The following is a 19,109-nucleotide window of genomic DNA, read 5'->3' on the forward strand; positions in this document are numbered from 1 at the left end:
GATATTTCCTCATGGTCAGTTAGTAATATTGATCTGTTCTTCATCGGTAATGAGTTTTTTATTTTCAACGCCGCCGTCATTATCAATAATCATGATGTCGAGATTAATAAACAGTAATGTCGGGTCGGGTTGATCTGCGCTAAATAATGCAGGTTCTGACTGGTCTTCAGAGAAATAAAATGCTTCCTTTAACGTGTTCATGGCGAATTGGTTATAGCAGTAAGTCACATTGACTAGAACCTGTGTGATTCTTTCCCAGTCAAAAGCTGGGGTGATTTTCAGCGTTCTTTGTTTATAGAGTCGTGAAGATATGCTGACATCCTGGCTGGTGGGTTGGTCTAACCTTACTGGTATATGGGGAGTGTTAGCGCTAATGCTATATTCTTTGATTACCGAAAAAGTATAGCATTCAGGATCTGGTAGCATGATGCTGTATTCTTCTGACGGTTTTTTCTCGGTGATGTGGAAGTTTTTTGATGTGCTGTTTTCTTTGTTTTCAATATGGGTACAGGTGATATTTACCAATATTGATGTATACCATGCCCAGTTGAATCTTTTTTCTGTGGCAATAACGAAATGATAACGGCTATATAACGATTCAATGTCTAAAAAAATTTCGGTTAAGGATGTGCTCATGATGGCTGAACTGACAAACATCACACCACCGACCGGATGGTTAAAATATAATGTGAACTGATACTCCACCGGCCAGGACATTTTTTTTGTTACAGGGTCGATAATGGCGGAAAAATGGAACGTTTTGGCCGCCATATTATTTCTGGAAAAAACTAACGGGGACCGCGTGTTACCATAAGTCAAATTGAGCGCCACCAATTGAATATTTTCGTCTAACTCAGATGTCAGCAGTTGAGCTTTTATGCTGCGGTAAGAGAAAAAATCATCCTGAAGCTCGTGATAGCTTACGACGTCGATGGCATCATAATGGCTCTGGCTAACCAATGTGGCAAAAAGCGCTTGAGGATAGAGAGATCGTCGCACTACCGTAGTTTCGGTGATTCGGGCACTGAGCGTACGTTTATCAATATCTTTAACTGAGATGTTTTGTAATTGGAAACCAAATTTAGGCGCAGGGGCTGTTTTTATTTGACCAAATACTGGGGTGAAAAATTCGCAAGTCAGAATCGTGCTCAATTCAGCCGTGGCTTGTTTCATATAATGGTCGGGATTGGTATTTCTTACCTTGATAGTAACCAGCTTATTACTGATTAAGGTTTCGGAAATATCATCAATATTAAAAGAAAAAATCAGCGCATTAAAACCGAATGAGATTTTCAGATATTCATATACCTGATCCCATTGGGCATCAAGTTCAAAGGTTGAGGGGGGTAATTGTTGCAGGTAGTCGATTTTATAACTGACGGCAATCGGTGCTGATTCCGGTTGCTGAAGCAGCGCGACGATTCGCTCAATATCATTCGTATCAGTCAGTGCGGCCATGATGTAGCAAAACTGATTATTCCCCAGCGAGGTGTGATTCAGCAGTTGAGGCATAGCTTGTGGAATACAGAGCGTGGCAGTGCTGGCAATAATTTGTAAGGGGAGCAGGGTCGCGTCCGGCGGAATATCGGGATTATCCCGCGCCGCTGCCTGTGCTGCAGCCATACTGCTGTTCAGTTGTGTCTGCAATGAGAGTATTGCGTAGTAAGTCGTCGGTTGTGCGGTGGCGCTGCTCCTGAATATTTGATAATGCACTTCGGGAATAGCCTGCTCATTTACCAAAATACTGGGTGCCAACGCGCTATAATAATAAACTTGGCTACCTGGCATTGCATTAATAAAACCGATAGTTTGTTCCGTTATTCTGTTATCCATGGGGGTGTCCATGTTGAATAAAAAACAATCAACCGAGCATCAGTCATCAATGCAATGACCGATGCTCTGCCTATCCAATAGTAATGAACACTGTTCATCACCGCCTCAACGGGAGGGCCGGTTCAGAGGCAGCACATCTGGCCGCCGCTACACCAGAAGAATGACGGGCCATTAACACTTCACCACCACCGCGACCGATGAACCGGTTACCTTGCCCTCAATTGGCTTGGGATCGCGCTCATCATTGTAAATAATGGTGCCGCTATAGGTGATTTCAGGAATGTCATCTGTGCCATCGGGTAAAAATTCGAAGGTAAGGTCGCGGCGGGTGGTGGTATCCACGAGATCTTTTTCTTCCAGATTAATCGATTTAGTCTGTTTAAACTTGTAGGTCTTATAGTTCACCATCATGTCGAAGATGATAATTAGTACATCTTTCTTCGGTGCGATGAAAAATATGGAGTAGGTCGTTTTCCTCGGTAAGGCATTCATTATTTGAATCTGGTTCGCACGGGTGCCACCATATCCGGGCAATTGCGGAGATGGTTCAATACCTGGTTCGATGTAAGTAAAATTACCACCATCCCGGGTATAATAACTGGTGGTGAAATAAATGGGATTCTCTGGCTTCATGCCTACTGGATAAATAAAAGGTTTTGGCTGCGTGGAAACATTCAATACCTGAGTATCGCTTTTTAATTCTACGCCATCGCCAATTCCCAAACGAAATGCAACAAAGTGACCCACCGGTCAGGTACGGATAAAATAGCCGTATTGACCCTGTCGGAGACCCTGTTGCATGAAGGGAAAACATTTGACTCAGCATGAGCGCTTTTACATCGAAAAACGAAAAGCTGAAGGCGTTAATCAGTCCTGCATTGCCAGAGAGCTCGGCGTCTCTCGCTCTACCCTGAGCCGGGAGCTCAGGCGTAATACGGACCCCGCTTTCAACGGACTTTACTCCTCCAGACGCGCTGATGCCTTAGCCAGACAACGGCGGGGCGCCACCTCGGCACACAATGCCTGTTTCCCTCTGGGCCAGCAGACACAAGACTTTCTCCGGCAGGCGCTGGCTGTACATACCTCCCCTGAGGTTATCTCTGGGAGACTGAAAATCCAGTTTGATATCGCCGTCAGCAAAAATACCCTCTACCGCTATATCCGTTCGGACAGACAGGCTGGCGGTAAGCTTTACCTTCAGCTCCCTCACCGGGGTAAACGCTATCGCTATGATACGGGTGAGCCCGGACGCACGCCCATCCCGGACAGGGTTGGCATTGAGCACAGGCCTGCTGAGGCTGAACTCAAACAGGTTCCCGGGCATGTTGAAATCGATACGATTTTTGGCAAAGACCAGAAGTCATTCCTGCTGACGGTCGTGGACAAAGCCACAAAGCAGGTCATTATCCGTAAACTCCCCAATAAGTGCGCTGAGAGCGTCGTGGAAGCGTTCAGGGACATCGTGGCGAATACTTTCTGCGAGTTTAAAACCCTGACGGCAGATAACGGACCCGAGTTTGCGAAACATAAGGACATCACTCAGGTAACGGGCGCAAAGGTTTACTTTGCCCGGCCTTATCATTCCTGGGAGCGGGGGTTGAATGAGCATACCAACGGTCTGATACGGCGGTTTTATCCGAAAGGAACCGATTTTAATGGCGTCAGCGATGAAGATATTGCGAGACTGGAGCACATCCTCAACACTCGGGGGCGCAAATCTCTGGAATACAGCTCACCGAATGAGGTATTTTTAGAGTATCTACTCGCTGCATAACGCATGATGGTTTGTTGCGTTTCGTTCGGGAATGGGGCATTGAGCACAGGCCTGCTGAGGCTGAACTCAAACAGGTTCCCGGGCATGTTGAAATCGATACGATTTTTGGCAAAGACCAGAAGTCATTCCTGCTGACGGTCGTGGACAAAGCCACAAAGCAGGTCATTATCCGTAAACTCCCCAATAAGTGCGCTGAGAGCGTCGTGGAAGCGTTCAGGGACATCGTGGCGAATACTTTCTGCGAGTTTAAAACCCTGACGGCAGATAACGGACCCGAGTTTGCGAAACATAAGGACATCACTCAGGTAACGGGCGCAAAGGTTTACTTTGCCCGGCCTTATCATTCCTGGGAGCGGGGGTTGAATGAGCATACCAACGGTCTGATACGGCGGTTTTATCCGAAAGGAACCGATTTTAATGGCGTCAGCGATGAAGATATTGCGAGACTGGAGCACATCCTCAACACTCGGGGGCGCAAATCTCTGGAATACAGCTCACCGAATGAGGTATTTTTAGAGTATCTACTCGCTGCATAACGCATGATGGTTTGTTGCGTTTCGTTCGGGAATGGGGCCAGGAACTGACAAGGAAGGCTGGAATAATCCAGCGTCAGTATTTTGTTATTACTGGTTCGTTGCTCGCTGACGAGGGAGAGATATCCATTGGCGGTTGGGTAGCTAACGCGAATGTGGTACTGATATTCGCCATTCAAGCTGAACGTATTATTAATAAATGTGAAGGCCAAATAACTCTGACTGGGTATCAATAGCAGGGTTTGCTGTTGTCCAGCAGGATAAAGCTCGCCCGGAGGTAAAATGATTTGTATATCAATAAACGCCCCGTCTTTAAGACCCTGTGGGACAGCGTAAAGGATGTTAATCCGCAGGCTACCGTCTGGCAGCGCAGGTGCGGTTATCTGGTGGATAACCTGTTCGGGAGCCTCTTTGGCAATTTGTTGTGCCGTGGCAAAGGGATCCAATAAAAAGCAGATGGGGCGCTGGGTTAGCTCAACGCGTTTTAAATCAATTATCAGACGACGCTGTTTCTGGGGGAGCAACAGACAAATATAAGTAGTATTGGTGTTGGCGTTACCGATATAGGGCGATCCCAACGTGTTGAACAGACGATCGAGCAAAGCCTGCGCGAATAATAGCGCTTCTGCCGGGTTGGTTGAGGAGAAGGCTGGCGAGATTAGCAGCGGTAGCCGGGACAGATTTTCGTACATGTACTGAGTAAGCAACATGTAGGGAAACGCGATCCGGTTGTTGGACACCGGTTGGGCGTCTTTAACATTGGCCGCCAGTTCGGCAATTAACTGGCCGGGATCGCAATCTAGTGTGTAGTTCAGCCGTGGCGATACACCTTCGACAAAGCCATCGATACGAGCATTAAAGCCAACAATATTATCCAGCAACGTTTTTTTCATCAGTTGCGTGGTATCTGCATCAAGCGAGATCAAAAATTGAATCGACTGCGCCGAATACCAGGTCGGATCGTAATCCTGATGGGTTAATGCTGAATCATGGTCAGGTGGTGAGCGGAAACTTAGCTTATAGGGGATAACCGGCAAACCTTGGATAGCCTTCCCTGGGTGTTGGCGATTGAATGCCTCAAGTGCGCCGCCGCTGGCAAATTGTAGCTCAGCGGTAAAATCAAGGTCGCCGTAGATAATGTTGCTGCTTAGGCTGAGGATCACATCCAGTGCAAAGGCCAACGGATCACCAGCAATCAGGACGAAGGGTTCTGGATATAAATAATAGACATCAGACTGCTGACAGACGGCAACGACGCGCAGCTTGTCATCGGTGATAATTTGCTGAAAATCAGGATAACCAATAAACATATCAATCAATTACCTTATGGTTTTAATATGGTTTTGATAATCCTGACGCCATTCTTCCGGTAGCTGGTTTAGGATATTCACCGAGCGATGGTGGTAGGCCTCTTCGTAGTGATACTGCATCGTGCTATCGCCAACTAGCACGCCTGTGGCATACATGGTGCTGCTACTTTCTGTCAGATCTTTGATGGGGTCGTCAGTGGAAAGGTGCAGGTTGTACACCTCAATTTCGCCGTGTTGTTTGTTGATACGGCTGATAGCACAGTCACACTCTGGGGTTAGCAGTCGACTGGTCAGAGTCAATTCACTCGCCAGTTTCACTCCGGTGGTAGTGCAAAAGGGGTGGCCCAGACTGGTGATAAGGGTTTTGAGCTGGCCGCTACTATCCCTGACTTCAATCTCAAGATAGTTTTGCTCCGTGCCGGTAATCACATCTTCGACTCTTAACGCTCGCCCATCCTGCGATTGCACCCATTCACCAATAAAGATGTCGTCAATGGCTTTTTCTTTACCATCCTGCATCAAAATGGGAGTGCCTTTACCTAAACAACCATAGGTAATCTGCATGGGTTTTAGTGTGTTGGTATTTAAAAAGCGCTGTTCAGGATCGAACGGACCGGGAGCATTGGTAATAAAACTGGCTACACTCGCTCCTTCAATTTGTAATGTCACTTTAAAGATATAATAAACCCGCTCACCGGAATCAAAATCGGGACGTTTGAATTTAAGCCAGTCTAGATCCCACGATAAAACGTTGCCATTAATTCGGGTTTTAGCGTCGTCAAAGAAATTAAAGTCATTGGCAGGGGTGATCGGATCGCCGCCCTGACGTTCGCGGACCAGATAAATTGAGTTATACGCGTTTATAGGCTTGCCATTATTTAAATCAATATTGCCGAAGTAGGTTACGCTGCCTTTTATCGGTACGGTGACATTGCCGTCAAAATTATTAAAGTAGTCACAGTCGCTTTCTTGACGGGCCAGACAGATTTTTATCAGATTATTTTTATTTAAATCAGCAGGTGAATCATTTTGAATTAATTTTGGGTAACTTTGTGTGGTAACAATTTCGGCCCCGTAAACTGTCTGGTTATTCACCGTTTGGGCGAAGGTATAGATGATATTAACCGGATAGCGGGTTTGTTTTAAACTGGCCGGGAAGGTGCCATTAGCCTGGATGGGACAATTAGCAGTATAAATATAGTTCTTTTTACATTGTACTGTTCCCGCAGGGCTGCCTGATTCGTCAAAAATACCTAAGGTTTGCGTGATGTTTACGGCTGACACCGGCAACGAACCAATGGCATTTGCTGAGAACGTTTGCCCATCAGTAGAATCCAGGCTGACGATGCTGTGTACCTGTTGTGCGCTATCGCTATCCCCCATCGCCAGTGAGCTGACGGCATATTTAGCCAGTTTGTGGTTTGCCCAGAGCTGACTGAAATTAGGACAACGAACGAGGCTGATACCTGCCAGTCCCAGTTGAATATCATAAAATTTCACCAGCAGCGGATCGTTGGTATTAATTATAAATACACCGGTGTTTGCATATTTATTAATTACACTGCTAATAATATTATTTTCAGAAAAACTATTTTTTCCTGAGGGCATAGTTGCAGATTGCATAATATCATTTCCCAATGAGTTTGCTGTGATTATCTATACGAAAATTCTCTAAAGCATAGGGCGTTTGATAGAATATAGAGACAAATATTCAGCGTAATAAAACAAGATGTTGGCTTAGTAACTCAAAAGCATTGACTGAAAATTTATATTTTCTATCTTTCGTATGCTGCCAGTTTTATGTAGGTAGCCGCGTTGGTTACTTGTTCTACCCGAGAGTCTGGCTCGGAAAGAGCCAATATGTTGTTAAGACAGAAATATTTTCTCCTGAGACGATGATTTTTTTGTGTGTAATATTGAAAATTTATTAAAATGGTGACGGTGTTCAATAGAGTAAATTAATTCAGTGTTACTCAGTATCGTAACCCTAGAAAATAATGTTAGCAGCAATGCAAAAAAAAACCACTGAGGAAATAGAGAATAGAGGGAAGCCGTCTGGGAAAATGTGCACAGCAGGATGGTGATGAGAATGAAATAATAGGCTTTATATTCGTATTTTTATTGAGTTTCCTCTCCTTATTCTTTTATCTTACGTTTACTCATCCAATTTGTTGAATATGCTCAGCGCTGAGCATAAATACAACATTATTCAATTGAATTCATTCGTTAATATAATGGATTAAACGTGATAAAAAACGACGTTATTTTATCAGAAACGATTTCGTCGTATCGAACCCACAGCGCAACGCTACTTGAAAGCGGTGACCAACCACGATCACAACTGAAGTTATTACAAATAAAAAGATAAAAAATAGTCTAATCTAATGATAAATAATGATTTTATTTTAACACCAGCAGCTTGTCATATAACTGTAATATTTCATACATTTTTCTGTCATTAAACTGTCCTATTTTCCCTCCTGCACCATACTTAATCTGATGAAAACAATTTATACACTTGGTACTTGAGTTGCAGCGTTGTTAGCTTGGTTCATTACTCAGCCCATCCTGCAATACCAGGTTCTTTGGTATAGAGTTAATTCTAATATCCCATTAGGAGGGATTATGAAACTGATGCGTACCACCGTAGCCAGCATTGTGGCAGCGACTTTATCTATGACCACTGTGTCCGCGTTCGCTGCTGCAAGCCTGACAGGTGCAGGTGCGACATTCCCCGCGCCGGTGTATGCCAAGTGGGCAGATTCTTATCAGAAAGAAACAGGTAACAAAGTTAACTATCAAGGGATCGGCTCTTCAGGTGGCGTAAAACAAATCATTGCCAATACTGTTGATTTCGGTGCTTCTGATGCGCCATTAGCAGACGATAAGCTGGCGGCTGAAGGTTTGTTCCAATTCCCAACTGTGATTGGTGGTGTGGTGCTGGCCGTTAATATCCCTGGCATCAAATCTGGTGAACTGACTTTAGACGGTAAAACACTGGGTGATATTTATCTGGGTAATGTGAAGAAGTGGAATGACCCGGCGATTGTGAAGCTGAATCCGGGCGTTAAATTGCCAGATCAAAATATTGCAGTGGTGCGCCGTGCTGATGGTTCTGGCACTTCATTCGTATTCACCAGCTATCTGGCTAAAGTGAATGCGCAGTGGAAAGAGAAAGTGGGTGCAGGCTCAACGGTTAACTGGCCGACCGGTTTAGGTGGTAAAGGTAACGACGGTATTGCGGCATTTGTTCAGCGCTTGCCAGGTGCCATTGGTTATGTGGAATACGCTTATGCCAAACAAAATAACCTGGCTTACACCAAACTGGTTTCAGCCGATGGCAAACCAGTCAGCCCAACAGAGCAAAGCTTTAGCGCTGCGGCCAAAGGTGTAGACTGGAGCAAAACGTTTGCTCAAGACTTAACCAATCAGAAAGGTGATGATGTTTGGCCAATTACCTCTACTACTTTCATTTTGGTGCACAAAGAGCAGAAAAATGCGGCTAAAGGCACTGAAGTACTGAAGTTCTTTGATTGGGCATACAAAAACGGTGCTGAACAAGCTAATGCGCTGGATTACGCCACATTACCAAAAGAAGTGGTTGAACAGGTTCGTGCAGCTTGGAAAACCAATGTTAAAGACAGCAACGGTAAGCCAATCTTCTGATTGAAGTTAGTTTTGCCTGTAATAATTTATTTATAAGATATTGATTTAATATACCCAAAGTAATTGAAGTTGCAGGTAGGCGGCAAGTGAACGAACCCCGATGAGCTGACTCAGGTCAGTGATTCGGGTGAGCGAACATAACCAATAACCCTGCGGCTTCAAGTACGAAGGGAATTAACACCCGGATGAGAAGAGAGTCTATGGCTGATTATAAGCCGACTACCAAAGCACCGAGCAAATACGGTGACATCATTTTCAGCGCGCTGGTTAAACTGGCTGCGCTGATTACGCTATTTCTGCTGGGCGGCATTATCATTTCATTGATTGTTGCTTCTTGGCCAAGTATTCAAAAATTTGGTTGGGCTTTCCTGTGGACCAAAGAATGGGATGCCCCGGCTGAGCAGTTTGGTGCATTAGTGCCGATTTATGGCACAGTTGTCACCTCTGTTATCGCCTTACTTATTGCAGTCCCGGTCAGTTTTGGTATTGCCTTGTTCCTGACTGAGCTGGCCCCTAACTGGCTAAAACGCCCACTGGGTGTGGCTATCGAACTATTAGCGGCTATCCCTAGTATTGTTTACGGGATGTGGGGTTTGTTTGTTTTCGCTCCCTTATTTGCCCGCTATTTCCAAGAACCCGTCGGCAACGTGATGTCTGGCATCCCGATTGTGGGTGTGTTGTTCTCAGGCCCGGCATTCGGTATTGGTATTCTGGCCGCAGGTGTCATCCTGGCCATCATGATTATTCCTTACATTGCAGCGGTTATGCGCGATGTGTTTGAGCAAACCCCGGTGATGATGAAAGAGTCAGCCTATGGTATTGGCTGTACCACTTGGGAAGTTATCTGGCGCATTGTGCTGCCTTACACCAAAAACGGTGTGATTGGCGGTGTGATGCTGGGCCTGGGGCGCGCTTTGGGTGAAACCATGGCAGTGACCTTTATTATCGGTAACACCTACCAACTCGACAGTTTCTCACTCTTCATGCCAGGGAACAGTATCACCTCTGCGTTAGCGAATGAGTTTGCTGAAGCGGAGTCCGGTTTACATACTGCCGCGCTGATGGAATTGGGCCTGATATTGTTCGTGATTACCTTTATCGTGCTGGCGTTATCTAAGTTAATGATTTTGCGTCTGGCTAAGAAAGAGGGGCGCTAAGATGGCGACAATGGATATGCAAAGTGATGCGACGCTACTGGAAACCCGCCGTAAAAAGCAGGCCTGGCGTCGCCAAAAGAACCGTATAGCCTTACTGCTTTCAATGGCTACCATGGCGTTTGGTTTGTTTTGGTTGGTGTGGATTTTGTTCTCCACCGTGACCAAAGGAATTGACGGCATGTCTTTGGCGCTGTTTACCGAGATGACTCCGCCACCCAATACCGCGGGTGGTGGTTTGGCTAACGCCATTGCCGGCAGTGGTTTATTGATCTTATGGGCCACAGTCATTGGCACCCCTCTGGGTATCATGGCGGGGATTTACCTGGCTGAATATGGCCGTAAATCCTGGTTGGCGGAAATTACCCGCTTTATAAATGATATTTTGCTATCAGCACCTTCCATCGTGGTCGGTCTGTTTGTCTACACCATCGTGGTTGCCAAGATGGAGCACTTCTCCGGTTGGGCTGGGGTGATTGCATTGGCGCTGTTACAAGTGCCGATTGTTATCCGTACTACTGAGAACATGCTCAAGTTGGTACCAGATAGCCTGCGTGAAGCTGCCTATGCCCTGGGAACACCGAAATGGCGCATGATATCGGCTATTACGCTGAAAGCGTCTATCTCCGGTATTTTGACAGGCATCTTGCTCGCGGTAGCACGTATTGCCGGTGAAACAGCACCCTTGCTGTTCACATCGCTCTCCAACCAGTTCTGGAGCACTGATCTGAGCCAGCCTATCGCTAACTTGCCGGTTACTATATTTAAATTTGCCATGAGCCCATTTGCCGAATGGCAACAACTGGCTTGGGCAGGGGTGCTGCTAATTACCCTGTGTGTATTGTTACTGAATATTCTGGCTCGGGTTATTTTCGCGAAGAAAAAGTATTAATCGGCTGCGTAAGTATCAGCATTGAGTAATGAAAATACCGAATCGCCAATAAATTTCAAAATGCGGCTACGGCGGCATTGGCTAAAAGAGAGAAGTCTTGATGAGTATGGCTACTGACATCAATAACAGCAAAATCCAGGTTCGCGATCTGAACTTCTACTATGGCAAATTCCATGCGCTAAAGAATATCTCGCTGGATATTGCTAAGAACCAGGTCACAGCATTCATCGGGCCATCAGGTTGCGGTAAATCTACTCTGCTGCGTACATTCAATAAAATGTATCAGTTGTATCCTGATCAACGTGCTGAAGGCGATATTTTATTGGACGGTCAGAATATCCTGACTGACAAACAAGATATTGCGTTGTTGCGGGCTAAAGTTGGCATGGTTTTCCAAAAACCGACCCCGTTCCCGATGTCGATTTACGATAACATCGCCTTTGGTGTGAAACTGTTCGAAAACTTGTCCCGTGCTGATATGGATGAACGGGTGCAATGGGCGCTGACCAAAGCGGCATTATGGAATGAAACCAAAGATAAATTACACCAGAGTGGTTATAGCTTGTCAGGCGGGCAGCAGCAGCGTTTGTGTATTGCCCGTGGTATTGCTATCCGCCCTGATGTATTGCTGTTGGATGAGCCTTGCTCAGCGTTGGACCCTATATCCACCGGTAGAATTGAAGAGTTGATCAGCGAATTGAAGTCCGATTACACGGTAGTTATTGTGACGCATAACATGCAGCAAGCTGCACGTTGCTCAGACCACACTGCATTTATGTATCTGGGCGAGCTAATCGAATTCAGTGATACCGATACCCTGTTTACTGCGCCACAGCAGAAACAGACGGAAGATTATATTACTGGTCGCTATGGCTGATCGGCCTATCCCCGTAATACTTCAAGCTGCATGTGCGTTGGCTGCTTTCGTTCACCCCAGTCACTTACTTGAGTAAGCTCCTGGGGATTCGCTCAATTGCCGCCTTCCTGCAACTCGAATTATTTAGGGTATACATCAATTTCGCCTACTTACACGTACGGGAAGTATTATGGATAACTTGAATCTGAATAAACATATTTCCGGCCAGTTCAATGCAGAACTTGAACATATCCGCACCCAAGTATTGACCATGGGTGGACTGGTGGAACAACAATTATCTGACGCGATCACCGCAATGCATAATCAGGACGGTGAACTGGCGAAGCAAGTAATTGCAGGCGATAGAAAGGTCAATATGATGGAAGTGGCGATTGATGAAGCCTGTGTGCGCATCATTGCCAAACGTCAACCTACGGCCAGTGATTTACGCTTGGTGATGGCGATTATTAAAACTATCTCTGAGCTGGAGCGCATCGGTGACGTAGCAGATAAAATCTGCCGTACCGCGCTGGAAAAATTCTCTCATCAGCATCAGCCTTTGTTGGTTAGTCTGGAGTCTTTGGGCCGCCATACGGTGCAAATGTTGCATGATGTGCTGGATGCTTTCGCACGTATGGATTTGGACGAGGCTATTCGGATCTATCGCGAAGATAAAAAGGTTGATCAGGAATATGAGGGCATCGTGCGGCAATTGATGACTTATATGATGGAAGATCCGCGAACTATCCCAAGTGTACTGACTGCCCTGTTTTGCGCTCGCTCTATTGAGCGTATTGGCGACCGCTGTCAGAATATTTGTGAGTTTATCTTCTATTTCGTCAAAGGGCAGGATTTCCGCCACCTTGGTGGCGATGATTTAGAGAAACTGCTTTCCAGTAAGACTGAAAAATAACGATTTCCCCAATCATCCTGGCGAATTAGGCAGGTTGGGGATTGTTTTTTGTATTTGCCCTCCTTTTTTGAACAATATAAGATAACTCTATATTGTTTCATGTTTGTTTATATTCTAAATCCTAATTTGTTGACATAATAAAATAGCATTGTGTTCCTCTGTTTTTATATATTCCTGATAATTTTGTTATAGGTGGGAAATATATTTTCCTTTTGACGGAAGATGTATTTCCTATATCTAAATTGTTTTTGGTGATATTTAAATTTCAGCTTAACATGATTATTTTGGTATGTTTTTACGCGGGAGCGGGATAAGTGAACATGGGTCTGTATACACACAAAAATGTAACGCTTAGCCTATTTTGGTTGCTATGGATAGCATGTTTAGTGAGCTATATAGTCTACAATTTATTTTTTTATCTACTGCTTGCTCCTACTCTATTCCTTATCTTTATCTTGATAAAAATTATGTTTAAAAAGAAAACTAACAGTAATAATGAGGTGTTTCCTGTGACGAATATTCCCCATAAAGCCCATTCACCATTAACTGATTTGTCACCAGATACAACTAAAACAAATACCGTTATCGCCGCAGGTACGCAATTAACAGGTGATGTTAGGCTTGATGGCGACATTCAAATTTATGGTGTAGTGGTCGGCGATATTATCGTTAGTGATGGCACCATAAGGCTGATGCGCAGTGGCAAGATTGAGGGTAATTTAACCGCACCACACATTACGGTGGATGGACGTATTGAAGGGATCTGTGTTTCTGATCATCTGGAAATTCTGGAAAATGGACGTTTAAACGGCATTGTGAAAGGCAGTAATTTCTCAATCAAGAAAGGTGGCGTCTTTATCGGTCAGTCTGAGATAACAGAGGAACCTGACAGCCAAAGCAAGGGTAAAGTAAAACCTGCTGTAATAGTGCCCCAGGAAAAGGCTAATACAGAAGAAGCCCGATCTGATGCCATTTCCAGTAGCAAATAATTCTGTCAGTTCACTTTTTTCTAATACATGCTAATAACACGATTGGGCTAAATTTTAGGGCTACGATCGTGTTACTTGCTCACTTTTTTGGGTGTTTTTTCATCGATTATTTTTTTATTTGCTGAATATACAGCATTTTTCAACCTACAACTTCAGAAACAGGCTTTGGGATGCACTCTAAGGCTCCCTATTCTCCTCATTTTCCTTTGCCACCGATCCCACTTTCTTTGCCAATATAATCAGACTAATTGACTGAGATTAATTAGTTATAAATATATCGTTTTATATTATTTCCTGACCTAACGCCGAATTGATAGCTTATCCACATCGCAACATCTCAATCATCTTAGGAGCTTTCAATGAAGCAATCTCTGTCCACAAAAAAAAGCGCACTGGCATTAACGCTGTTAGCGGGTCTGGCGACGCTGTCTGGTGCAGCCCACGCTGATAAACTGGATGATATCAAGCAAGCGGGTGTGGTGCGGATTGCTGTTTTTGATAGTAATCCTCCATTTGGTTATATCGACCCGCAGACTAAAAAGCTGGTGGGATATGACGTGGACGTGGCGAATGCTATCGCGAAAGATCTCGGTGTAAAAGTAGAACTACGCGCCACTAACCCGGCCAACCGTATTCCATTACTGACATCGAAGAAAGTTGATCTGATTGCGGCAAACTTCACTATTACTGATGAGCGCGCTAAGGAAGTTAACTTCAGCCTGCCATATTTCGCTACGGGTCAGAAATTTATCGCGCATAAAGGTGTGCTAAAGACACCTGAAGATATCGGCAAATTACGTATTGGTGCGGATAAAGGTACGGTTCAGGAAATTACCCTGCGGGAGCATTATCCAACCGCAAAAGTGATTTCTTACGATGATACACCGCTGGCATTTACTGCTTTGCGTAATGGTAACGTTCAAGCTATCACCCAGGATGATGCGAAACTTGTCGGCCTGCTCGGTAACTTACCGGCGGCACAAAAAGCTGATTTTGAGATCTCACCGTTTAGTATTACCAAAGAGTACCAAGGGGTTGGTATTCCTAAGGGTGAAGAGCGCTTAACGGCAAGTATTAACGAAACACTGGTGAAATTGGAAAAAGATGGCGAAGCGGCGAAGATTTATGATCGTTGGTTTGGCCCAGCAACCAATGCAGCCCAGCCGCGCGGTGAGTTTAAATTTGCGCCACTGGATCAGCAACCTAAAGCCTAATATATCCTTCGTCCTTGAAGTGAGAACATTAAAGCCCTGCATTGTCACGATGTGGGGCTGCTTGCATTGTAATCCGTTAGTGATTAACACCATGGGGGATAGGTAAGATGGATTTTACAACACAGCTAATAATAACTATTGAGATGCTTTTAGCGCGATATGGGTATCAAGACCTATGAATCTACATCATCTCACTGATTGGTTGTTGGCCCCGCAATATCTTAACTGGCTGTGGCAGGGGTTTCTGCTTACGTTGTGGATTTCTGCCTGCACGGTGGTTGCTGCCACGTTATTAGGCTTTTTGCTCGCTGCCGCCAGAGATAGTGAACTTAAAGTGCTGCGGTGGTTTGCTGTTGGCTATAGCACGCTATTTCGCAATACGCCGCTGCTGATACAACTGTTCTTTTGGTATTTTGCTGCCAGTCAGTTTCTGCCTGCTTCCTGGGTTCCATGGCTCAATACGCCCCATGAAATCACCTTTATCGGACTCACGTTAAGTTGGCCTTCTTTTGAATTTTTAGCCGGGTTTATCGGGCTAACCCTCTATTCCACGGCGTTTATTGCTGAAGAATTACGTTCTGGGATCAGCGGTGTCGCTAAAGGACAAAAATACGCGGCACATGCGCTGGGGTTAACGGGCTGGCAATCGATGCGCCATGTGGTGTTGCCGCAGGCGTTGAAAATTGCCATGCCGCCATTGTTGGGCCAGTACATGAATATTATTAAAAACTCCTCTTTAGCGATGGCTATCGGGGTGGCTGAGCTTTCCTATGCTTCTCGTCAGGTTGAAACCGAAACATTGCGGACATTTCAAGCCTTTGGGGTGGCAACAGTATTGTATATCGCCATTATCGCGTTGATTGAAGCCTGGGGCATGTGGCGTCAACAGCGAACCACAATCAGGGGGCATTGAGATGGATTTTACAATTATTGCTGATAACTGGACTTATCTACTGTGGGGTACTTTCCCTGATGGCCCTCTGGGTGGGGCGGCATTAACCCTGCTGATCAGTATCATGGCTGGAGTGGCCTCCGCAATCTTAGGGACCGTGGGGGTATTGCTGGCAATGTCTCGTGGTGTTTGGGCGGGCGTATTGGCGGCTTTTTTGGGCTTTTTCCGCGCCATCCCGGTGATAATGCTGATTTTTTGGACTTACTTCCTGCTGCCAATTGTATTTGGTGTGGATATCCCCGAAATCACCACGGTGGTGTGTGCACTGGCATTGATTGCTTCCGCCTATCTGGCGCACGCAGTAAAAGCGGGGATTGTGGCGATTGGTGCAGGGCAGTGGCAGGCTGGGTTGTCGCTAGGTTTTAACCGCTGGCAGGTTTTATGGTTTGTGGTCTTGCCGCAAGCATTGCGCATGATGGTGCCATCATTTATCAATCAATGGATTTCATTGATTAAGGACACATCGCTGGCTTATATAGTTGGGGTGAATGAACTGACTTTTCTGGCAACTCAGGTTAATAACCGCAGCATGGTTTATCCAATGGAAGTGTTTCTGTTTGTCGCGTTGGTCTACTTCGTTTTATGCCTGGCTTTGGATTTATTGGCAAATGGCCTTAACCGCCGTTTTAGCCCACAGCATGCTATTAAGAAACAAAGTGCCATTAAACGTTCATGGCGCTGGTTGAGTCATAAACCAGCGCCGTCGGCACACTAATGATGAGTAATCTGCCAGCCTCTTTCGCGCCACAAGTCAGGCAGTTGCTGCATATCATCAAACATGGTGACTAGCGGGTGGTGTATCGGCTGGTTGTGTGGATCGGCGCAGTAGTAAAATACCGGTATACCTGCGGCAATCCCAGCGTGGGTGCCGGCCGCGGAGTCCTCCACCAAAATGCAGTGCTCGGCGGCCACCTGCATCTCTTTTGCCGCGTGATAAATCAGCGCGGGATCAGGCTTCCAACGCTGAATGTCGTAACCGCTATAGAGGCGCGTATCAAAGAAAGACAGCAGGCCAGTCAGGCCAAGGGAGTGCTGCATTTTGCTCACTGGCCCGTTGGAGACCACGCAGACGGGCAGGGTGATTTGCTCCAATAGCGCTTTTGCCCCAGCAATAGGCTGTAATTCGGCATCAAACAGGCGTGCAACCTCAGCGCGGTAGAGTTTTTCCAGCGTTGCTATTGATTCATCCAGACCGTTTTCTTTACTCACCAGCGCGACTATTTCATTCAGTTTTACCCCTTTAAAACGCTTAATCACCTCTTCCAGCGACAGGTGAATACCGTAATGGGCAAACATCACGACGTATGCACGACAACACAGAACTTCACTGTCAACCAAGGTGCCATCGCAATCGAACATGACGCATTCAATGTTATTCACTCTACTTATCCTTAAATTGTGCAGATCTACGTTCACTTCACTTTAATCATCCTGAGTAAGAATGCGATGTTTATTGACCCTACTAGCAGAAAAACTAATGACAAGTTAATAAAATACAACGGGTTGAATAATATGCAGTCATAATGAAGGCGTTGTTGCGCAACAGTGAAGATAAAAAATAGCCAAAAAAGAGTGTGATCCCGCTCTAAACAATAGTTTTTTGTTATAGGATATCCCCCGACTATCACTCCCTTCTGTGGAACTCTTCGAATGAGTAAACCAAACCTTGATACTGAGCAGGGGCTGCTCGAACGTGTATTTAAACTGAAACAGCACGGTACCACGGCACGTACTGAGTTGATTGCCGGTATCACTACCTTTTTGACTATGGTCTATATCGTGTTCGTAAACCCCCAGATTTTAGGGGTTGCGGGTATGGATGTGCGGGCTGTTTTCGTGACAACCTGCCTGATTGCCGCCTTTGGTAGCATCTTTATGGGCTTATTGGCTAACTTACCGGTAGCACTGGCTCCGGCGATGGGGCTTAACGCTTTCTTCGCTTTTGTGGTGGTTGGCGCGATGGGTATTTCATGGCAAGTCGGCATGGGTGCTATTTTCTGGGGCGCAATCGGTTTCCTTTTACTGACCATTTTCCGCATCCGGTATTGGATGATTGCTAACATCCCACTGAGCCTACGGGTGGGGATTACCAGTGGTATTGGCCTGTTTATTGCCATGATGGGGCTGAAAAATGCCGGTATCGTGGTGGCAAACCCGGATACCTTAGTCGCGGTAGGTAATTTGACTTCTCACAGTGTGCTGTTAGGTGCGCTGGGCTTCTTTATTATTGCGGTTCTGGCCTCTCGCAATATCCACGCTGCGGTGCTGGTGTCGATTGTGGTCACCACGCTGATTGGCTGGGCGCTGGGTGATGTGCATTACTCTGGCATTTTCTCCATGCCGCCAAGTGTGACTTCGGTGGTCGGGCAGGTGGATTTAGCCGGAGCGCTGAATATAAGTATGGCGGGGATCATTTTCTCCTTCATGCTGGTTAACCTGTTCGATTCATCCGGCACATTAATCGGCGTCACGGATAAAGCGGGCTTAACCGACCACAAAGGCAAGTTCCCGCGCATGAAGCAAGCGCTGTACGTAGATAGCATCAGCTCGGTAGCCGGTGCTTTTATCGGTACCTCATCGGTGACCGCGTATATTGAAAGCTCCTCAGGGGTGTCTGTCGGGGGTCGTACTGGTTTAACGGCCGTTGTGGTTGGTATCTTGTTCCTGCTGGTGATGTTTGTGTCACCCCTGGCCGGTATGGTGCCTGCTTATGCCGCTGCCGGTGCGTTGATTTATGTTGGCGTGCTGATGACATCTAGCCTGTCACGGGTGAAGTGGGATGATTTGACTGAAGCCGTTCCTGCGTTTGTTACCGCGGTGATGATGCCGTTTAGTTTCTCTATCACTGAAGGGATCGCGCTGGGCTTTATCTCTTATTGCCTGATGAAGCTGGGCACTGGCCGTTGGCGTGAAATCAGCCCATGCGTAGTGGTTGTTGCGCTACTGTTTGTGCTGAAAATTGCCTTTGTTGATCACTGATAGCCGATCATAAAAACGCCCCCCTTTCGACACCGAGGGTGGGG

16 protein-coding genes and 1 pseudogene are annotated in these 19,109 nt (G+C 45.9%); 12 read left to right on the plus strand and 5 right to left on the minus strand.

The genetic code is table 11. The annotated features are described in order from the left end of the window. Window positions 1–15: 15 nt before the first annotated feature. Together ACWJJO_RS22705 and ACWJJO_RS22710 are read right to left on the minus strand one after the other, a co-directional pair. Window positions 16–1,833 carry a hypothetical protein gene (locus ACWJJO_RS22705; protein ID WP_372569824.1) on the minus strand — a complete coding sequence of 606 codons (1,818 nt, stop codon included), beginning with the start codon at window positions 1,831–1,833 and terminating at the stop codon, window positions 16–18. 171 nt (window positions 1,834–2,004) lie between these two features. Beyond that, window positions 2,005–2,580 carry a hypothetical protein gene (locus ACWJJO_RS22710; RefSeq protein ID WP_481091543.1) on the minus strand — a complete coding sequence of 192 codons (576 nt, stop codon included), beginning with the start codon at window positions 2,578–2,580 and terminating at the stop codon, window positions 2,005–2,007. Between the two features lie 52 nt (window positions 2,581–2,632). Here ACWJJO_RS22710 and ACWJJO_RS22715 point away from each other — a divergent pair, with 52 nt between their 5' ends. After that, window positions 2,633–3,607 carry an IS30 family transposase gene (locus ACWJJO_RS22715; protein WP_481090518.1) on the plus strand — a complete coding sequence of 325 codons (975 nt, stop codon included), beginning with the start codon at window positions 2,633–2,635 and terminating at the stop codon, window positions 3,605–3,607. A 14-nt stretch (window positions 3,608–3,621) separates the two neighbouring features. Beyond that, window positions 3,622–4,026: pseudogene (locus ACWJJO_RS22720) on the plus strand (IS30 family transposase); the annotation flags it as partial. On the opposite strand, the gene ACWJJO_RS22725 reads toward ACWJJO_RS22720, so the two are convergent. Both ACWJJO_RS22725 and ACWJJO_RS22730 read right to left on the minus strand, forming a co-directional pair. Then, complete coding sequence (locus ACWJJO_RS22725) at window positions 4,002–5,450, minus strand: hypothetical protein (RefSeq protein ID WP_481091544.1); 1,449 nt, start codon at window positions 5,448–5,450, stop codon at window positions 4,002–4,004. The pseudogene ACWJJO_RS22720 and the gene ACWJJO_RS22725 overlap by 25 nt on opposite strands. Window positions 5,451–5,459: 9 nt before the next feature. After that, the gene (locus ACWJJO_RS22730; RefSeq protein WP_481091545.1) at window positions 5,460–7,073 is read right to left on the minus strand and encodes a Hint domain-containing protein; all 1,614 of its coding nucleotides are present in this window, start codon (window positions 7,071–7,073) and stop codon (window positions 5,460–5,462) included. 1,002 nt (window positions 7,074–8,075) lie between these two features. Here ACWJJO_RS22730 and pstS point away from each other — a divergent pair. The 9 genes from pstS (at window position 8,076) to ACWJJO_RS22775 (ending at window position 16,801) form a co-directional block, all read left to right on the plus strand. Continuing rightward, window positions 8,076–9,116 (plus strand): phosphate ABC transporter substrate-binding protein PstS, encoded by a 1,041-nt coding sequence (pstS, locus tag ACWJJO_RS22735; protein WP_083161568.1) that lies wholly within the window; start codon window positions 8,076–8,078, stop codon window positions 9,114–9,116. 200 nt (window positions 9,117–9,316) lie between these two features. After that, window positions 9,317–10,273: a phosphate ABC transporter permease PstC gene (pstC, locus tag ACWJJO_RS22740; protein ID WP_005186724.1), complete on the plus strand. Its 957-nt coding sequence runs from the start codon at window positions 9,317–9,319 to the stop codon at window positions 10,271–10,273. A 1-nt stretch (window position 10,274) separates the two neighbouring features. Next, the gene (gene pstA, locus ACWJJO_RS22745) at window positions 10,275–11,162 is read left to right on the plus strand and encodes a phosphate ABC transporter permease PstA (RefSeq protein WP_005186725.1); all 888 of its coding nucleotides are present in this window, start codon (window positions 10,275–10,277) and stop codon (window positions 11,160–11,162) included. A gap of 100 nt (window positions 11,163–11,262) precedes the next feature. After that, complete coding sequence (gene pstB, locus ACWJJO_RS22750; RefSeq protein WP_004713904.1) at window positions 11,263–12,039, plus strand: phosphate ABC transporter ATP-binding protein PstB; 777 nt, start codon at window positions 11,263–11,265, stop codon at window positions 12,037–12,039. 169 nt (window positions 12,040–12,208) lie between these two features. Further along, window positions 12,209–12,931, plus strand: a complete 723-nt coding sequence (phoU, locus tag ACWJJO_RS22755) for a phosphate signaling complex protein PhoU (protein WP_049612252.1) — start codon at window positions 12,209–12,211, stop codon at window positions 12,929–12,931. A gap of 320 nt (window positions 12,932–13,251) precedes the next feature. After that, window positions 13,252–13,920 carry a bactofilin family protein gene (locus ACWJJO_RS22760; RefSeq protein ID WP_372569829.1) on the plus strand — a complete coding sequence of 223 codons (669 nt, stop codon included), beginning with the start codon at window positions 13,252–13,254 and terminating at the stop codon, window positions 13,918–13,920. A gap of 359 nt (window positions 13,921–14,279) precedes the next feature. Next, window positions 14,280–15,134, plus strand: a complete 855-nt coding sequence (locus tag ACWJJO_RS22765) for an ABC transporter substrate-binding protein (protein ID WP_083161564.1) — start codon at window positions 14,280–14,282, stop codon at window positions 15,132–15,134. 175 nt (window positions 15,135–15,309) lie between these two features. Next, on the plus strand, window positions 15,310–16,047 hold the full coding sequence (locus tag ACWJJO_RS22770) for an amino acid ABC transporter permease (RefSeq protein WP_083161562.1): 738 nt from the start codon (window positions 15,310–15,312) through the stop codon (window positions 16,045–16,047). Window position 16,048: 1 nt separating this feature from the next. Further along, entirely contained in the window at window positions 16,049–16,801 is a 753-nt protein-coding gene (locus tag ACWJJO_RS22775; RefSeq protein WP_481091546.1) for an amino acid ABC transporter permease, read from the plus strand. Here ACWJJO_RS22775 and yieH read toward each other — a convergent pair. Next, entirely contained in the window at window positions 16,798–17,466 is a 669-nt protein-coding gene (yieH, locus tag ACWJJO_RS22780) for a 6-phosphogluconate phosphatase (protein WP_083161558.1), read from the minus strand. The genes ACWJJO_RS22775 and yieH overlap by 4 nt on opposite strands. Before the next feature lie 270 nt (window positions 17,467–17,736). Here yieH and ACWJJO_RS22785 point away from each other — a divergent pair, with 270 nt between their 5' ends. Next, window positions 17,737–19,065 (plus strand): NCS2 family permease, encoded by a 1,329-nt coding sequence (locus ACWJJO_RS22785; protein WP_005186735.1) that lies wholly within the window; start codon window positions 17,737–17,739, stop codon window positions 19,063–19,065. Window positions 19,066–19,109 lie beyond the last annotated feature (44 nt).

Source organism: Yersinia antarctica, from assembly GCF_056636475.1.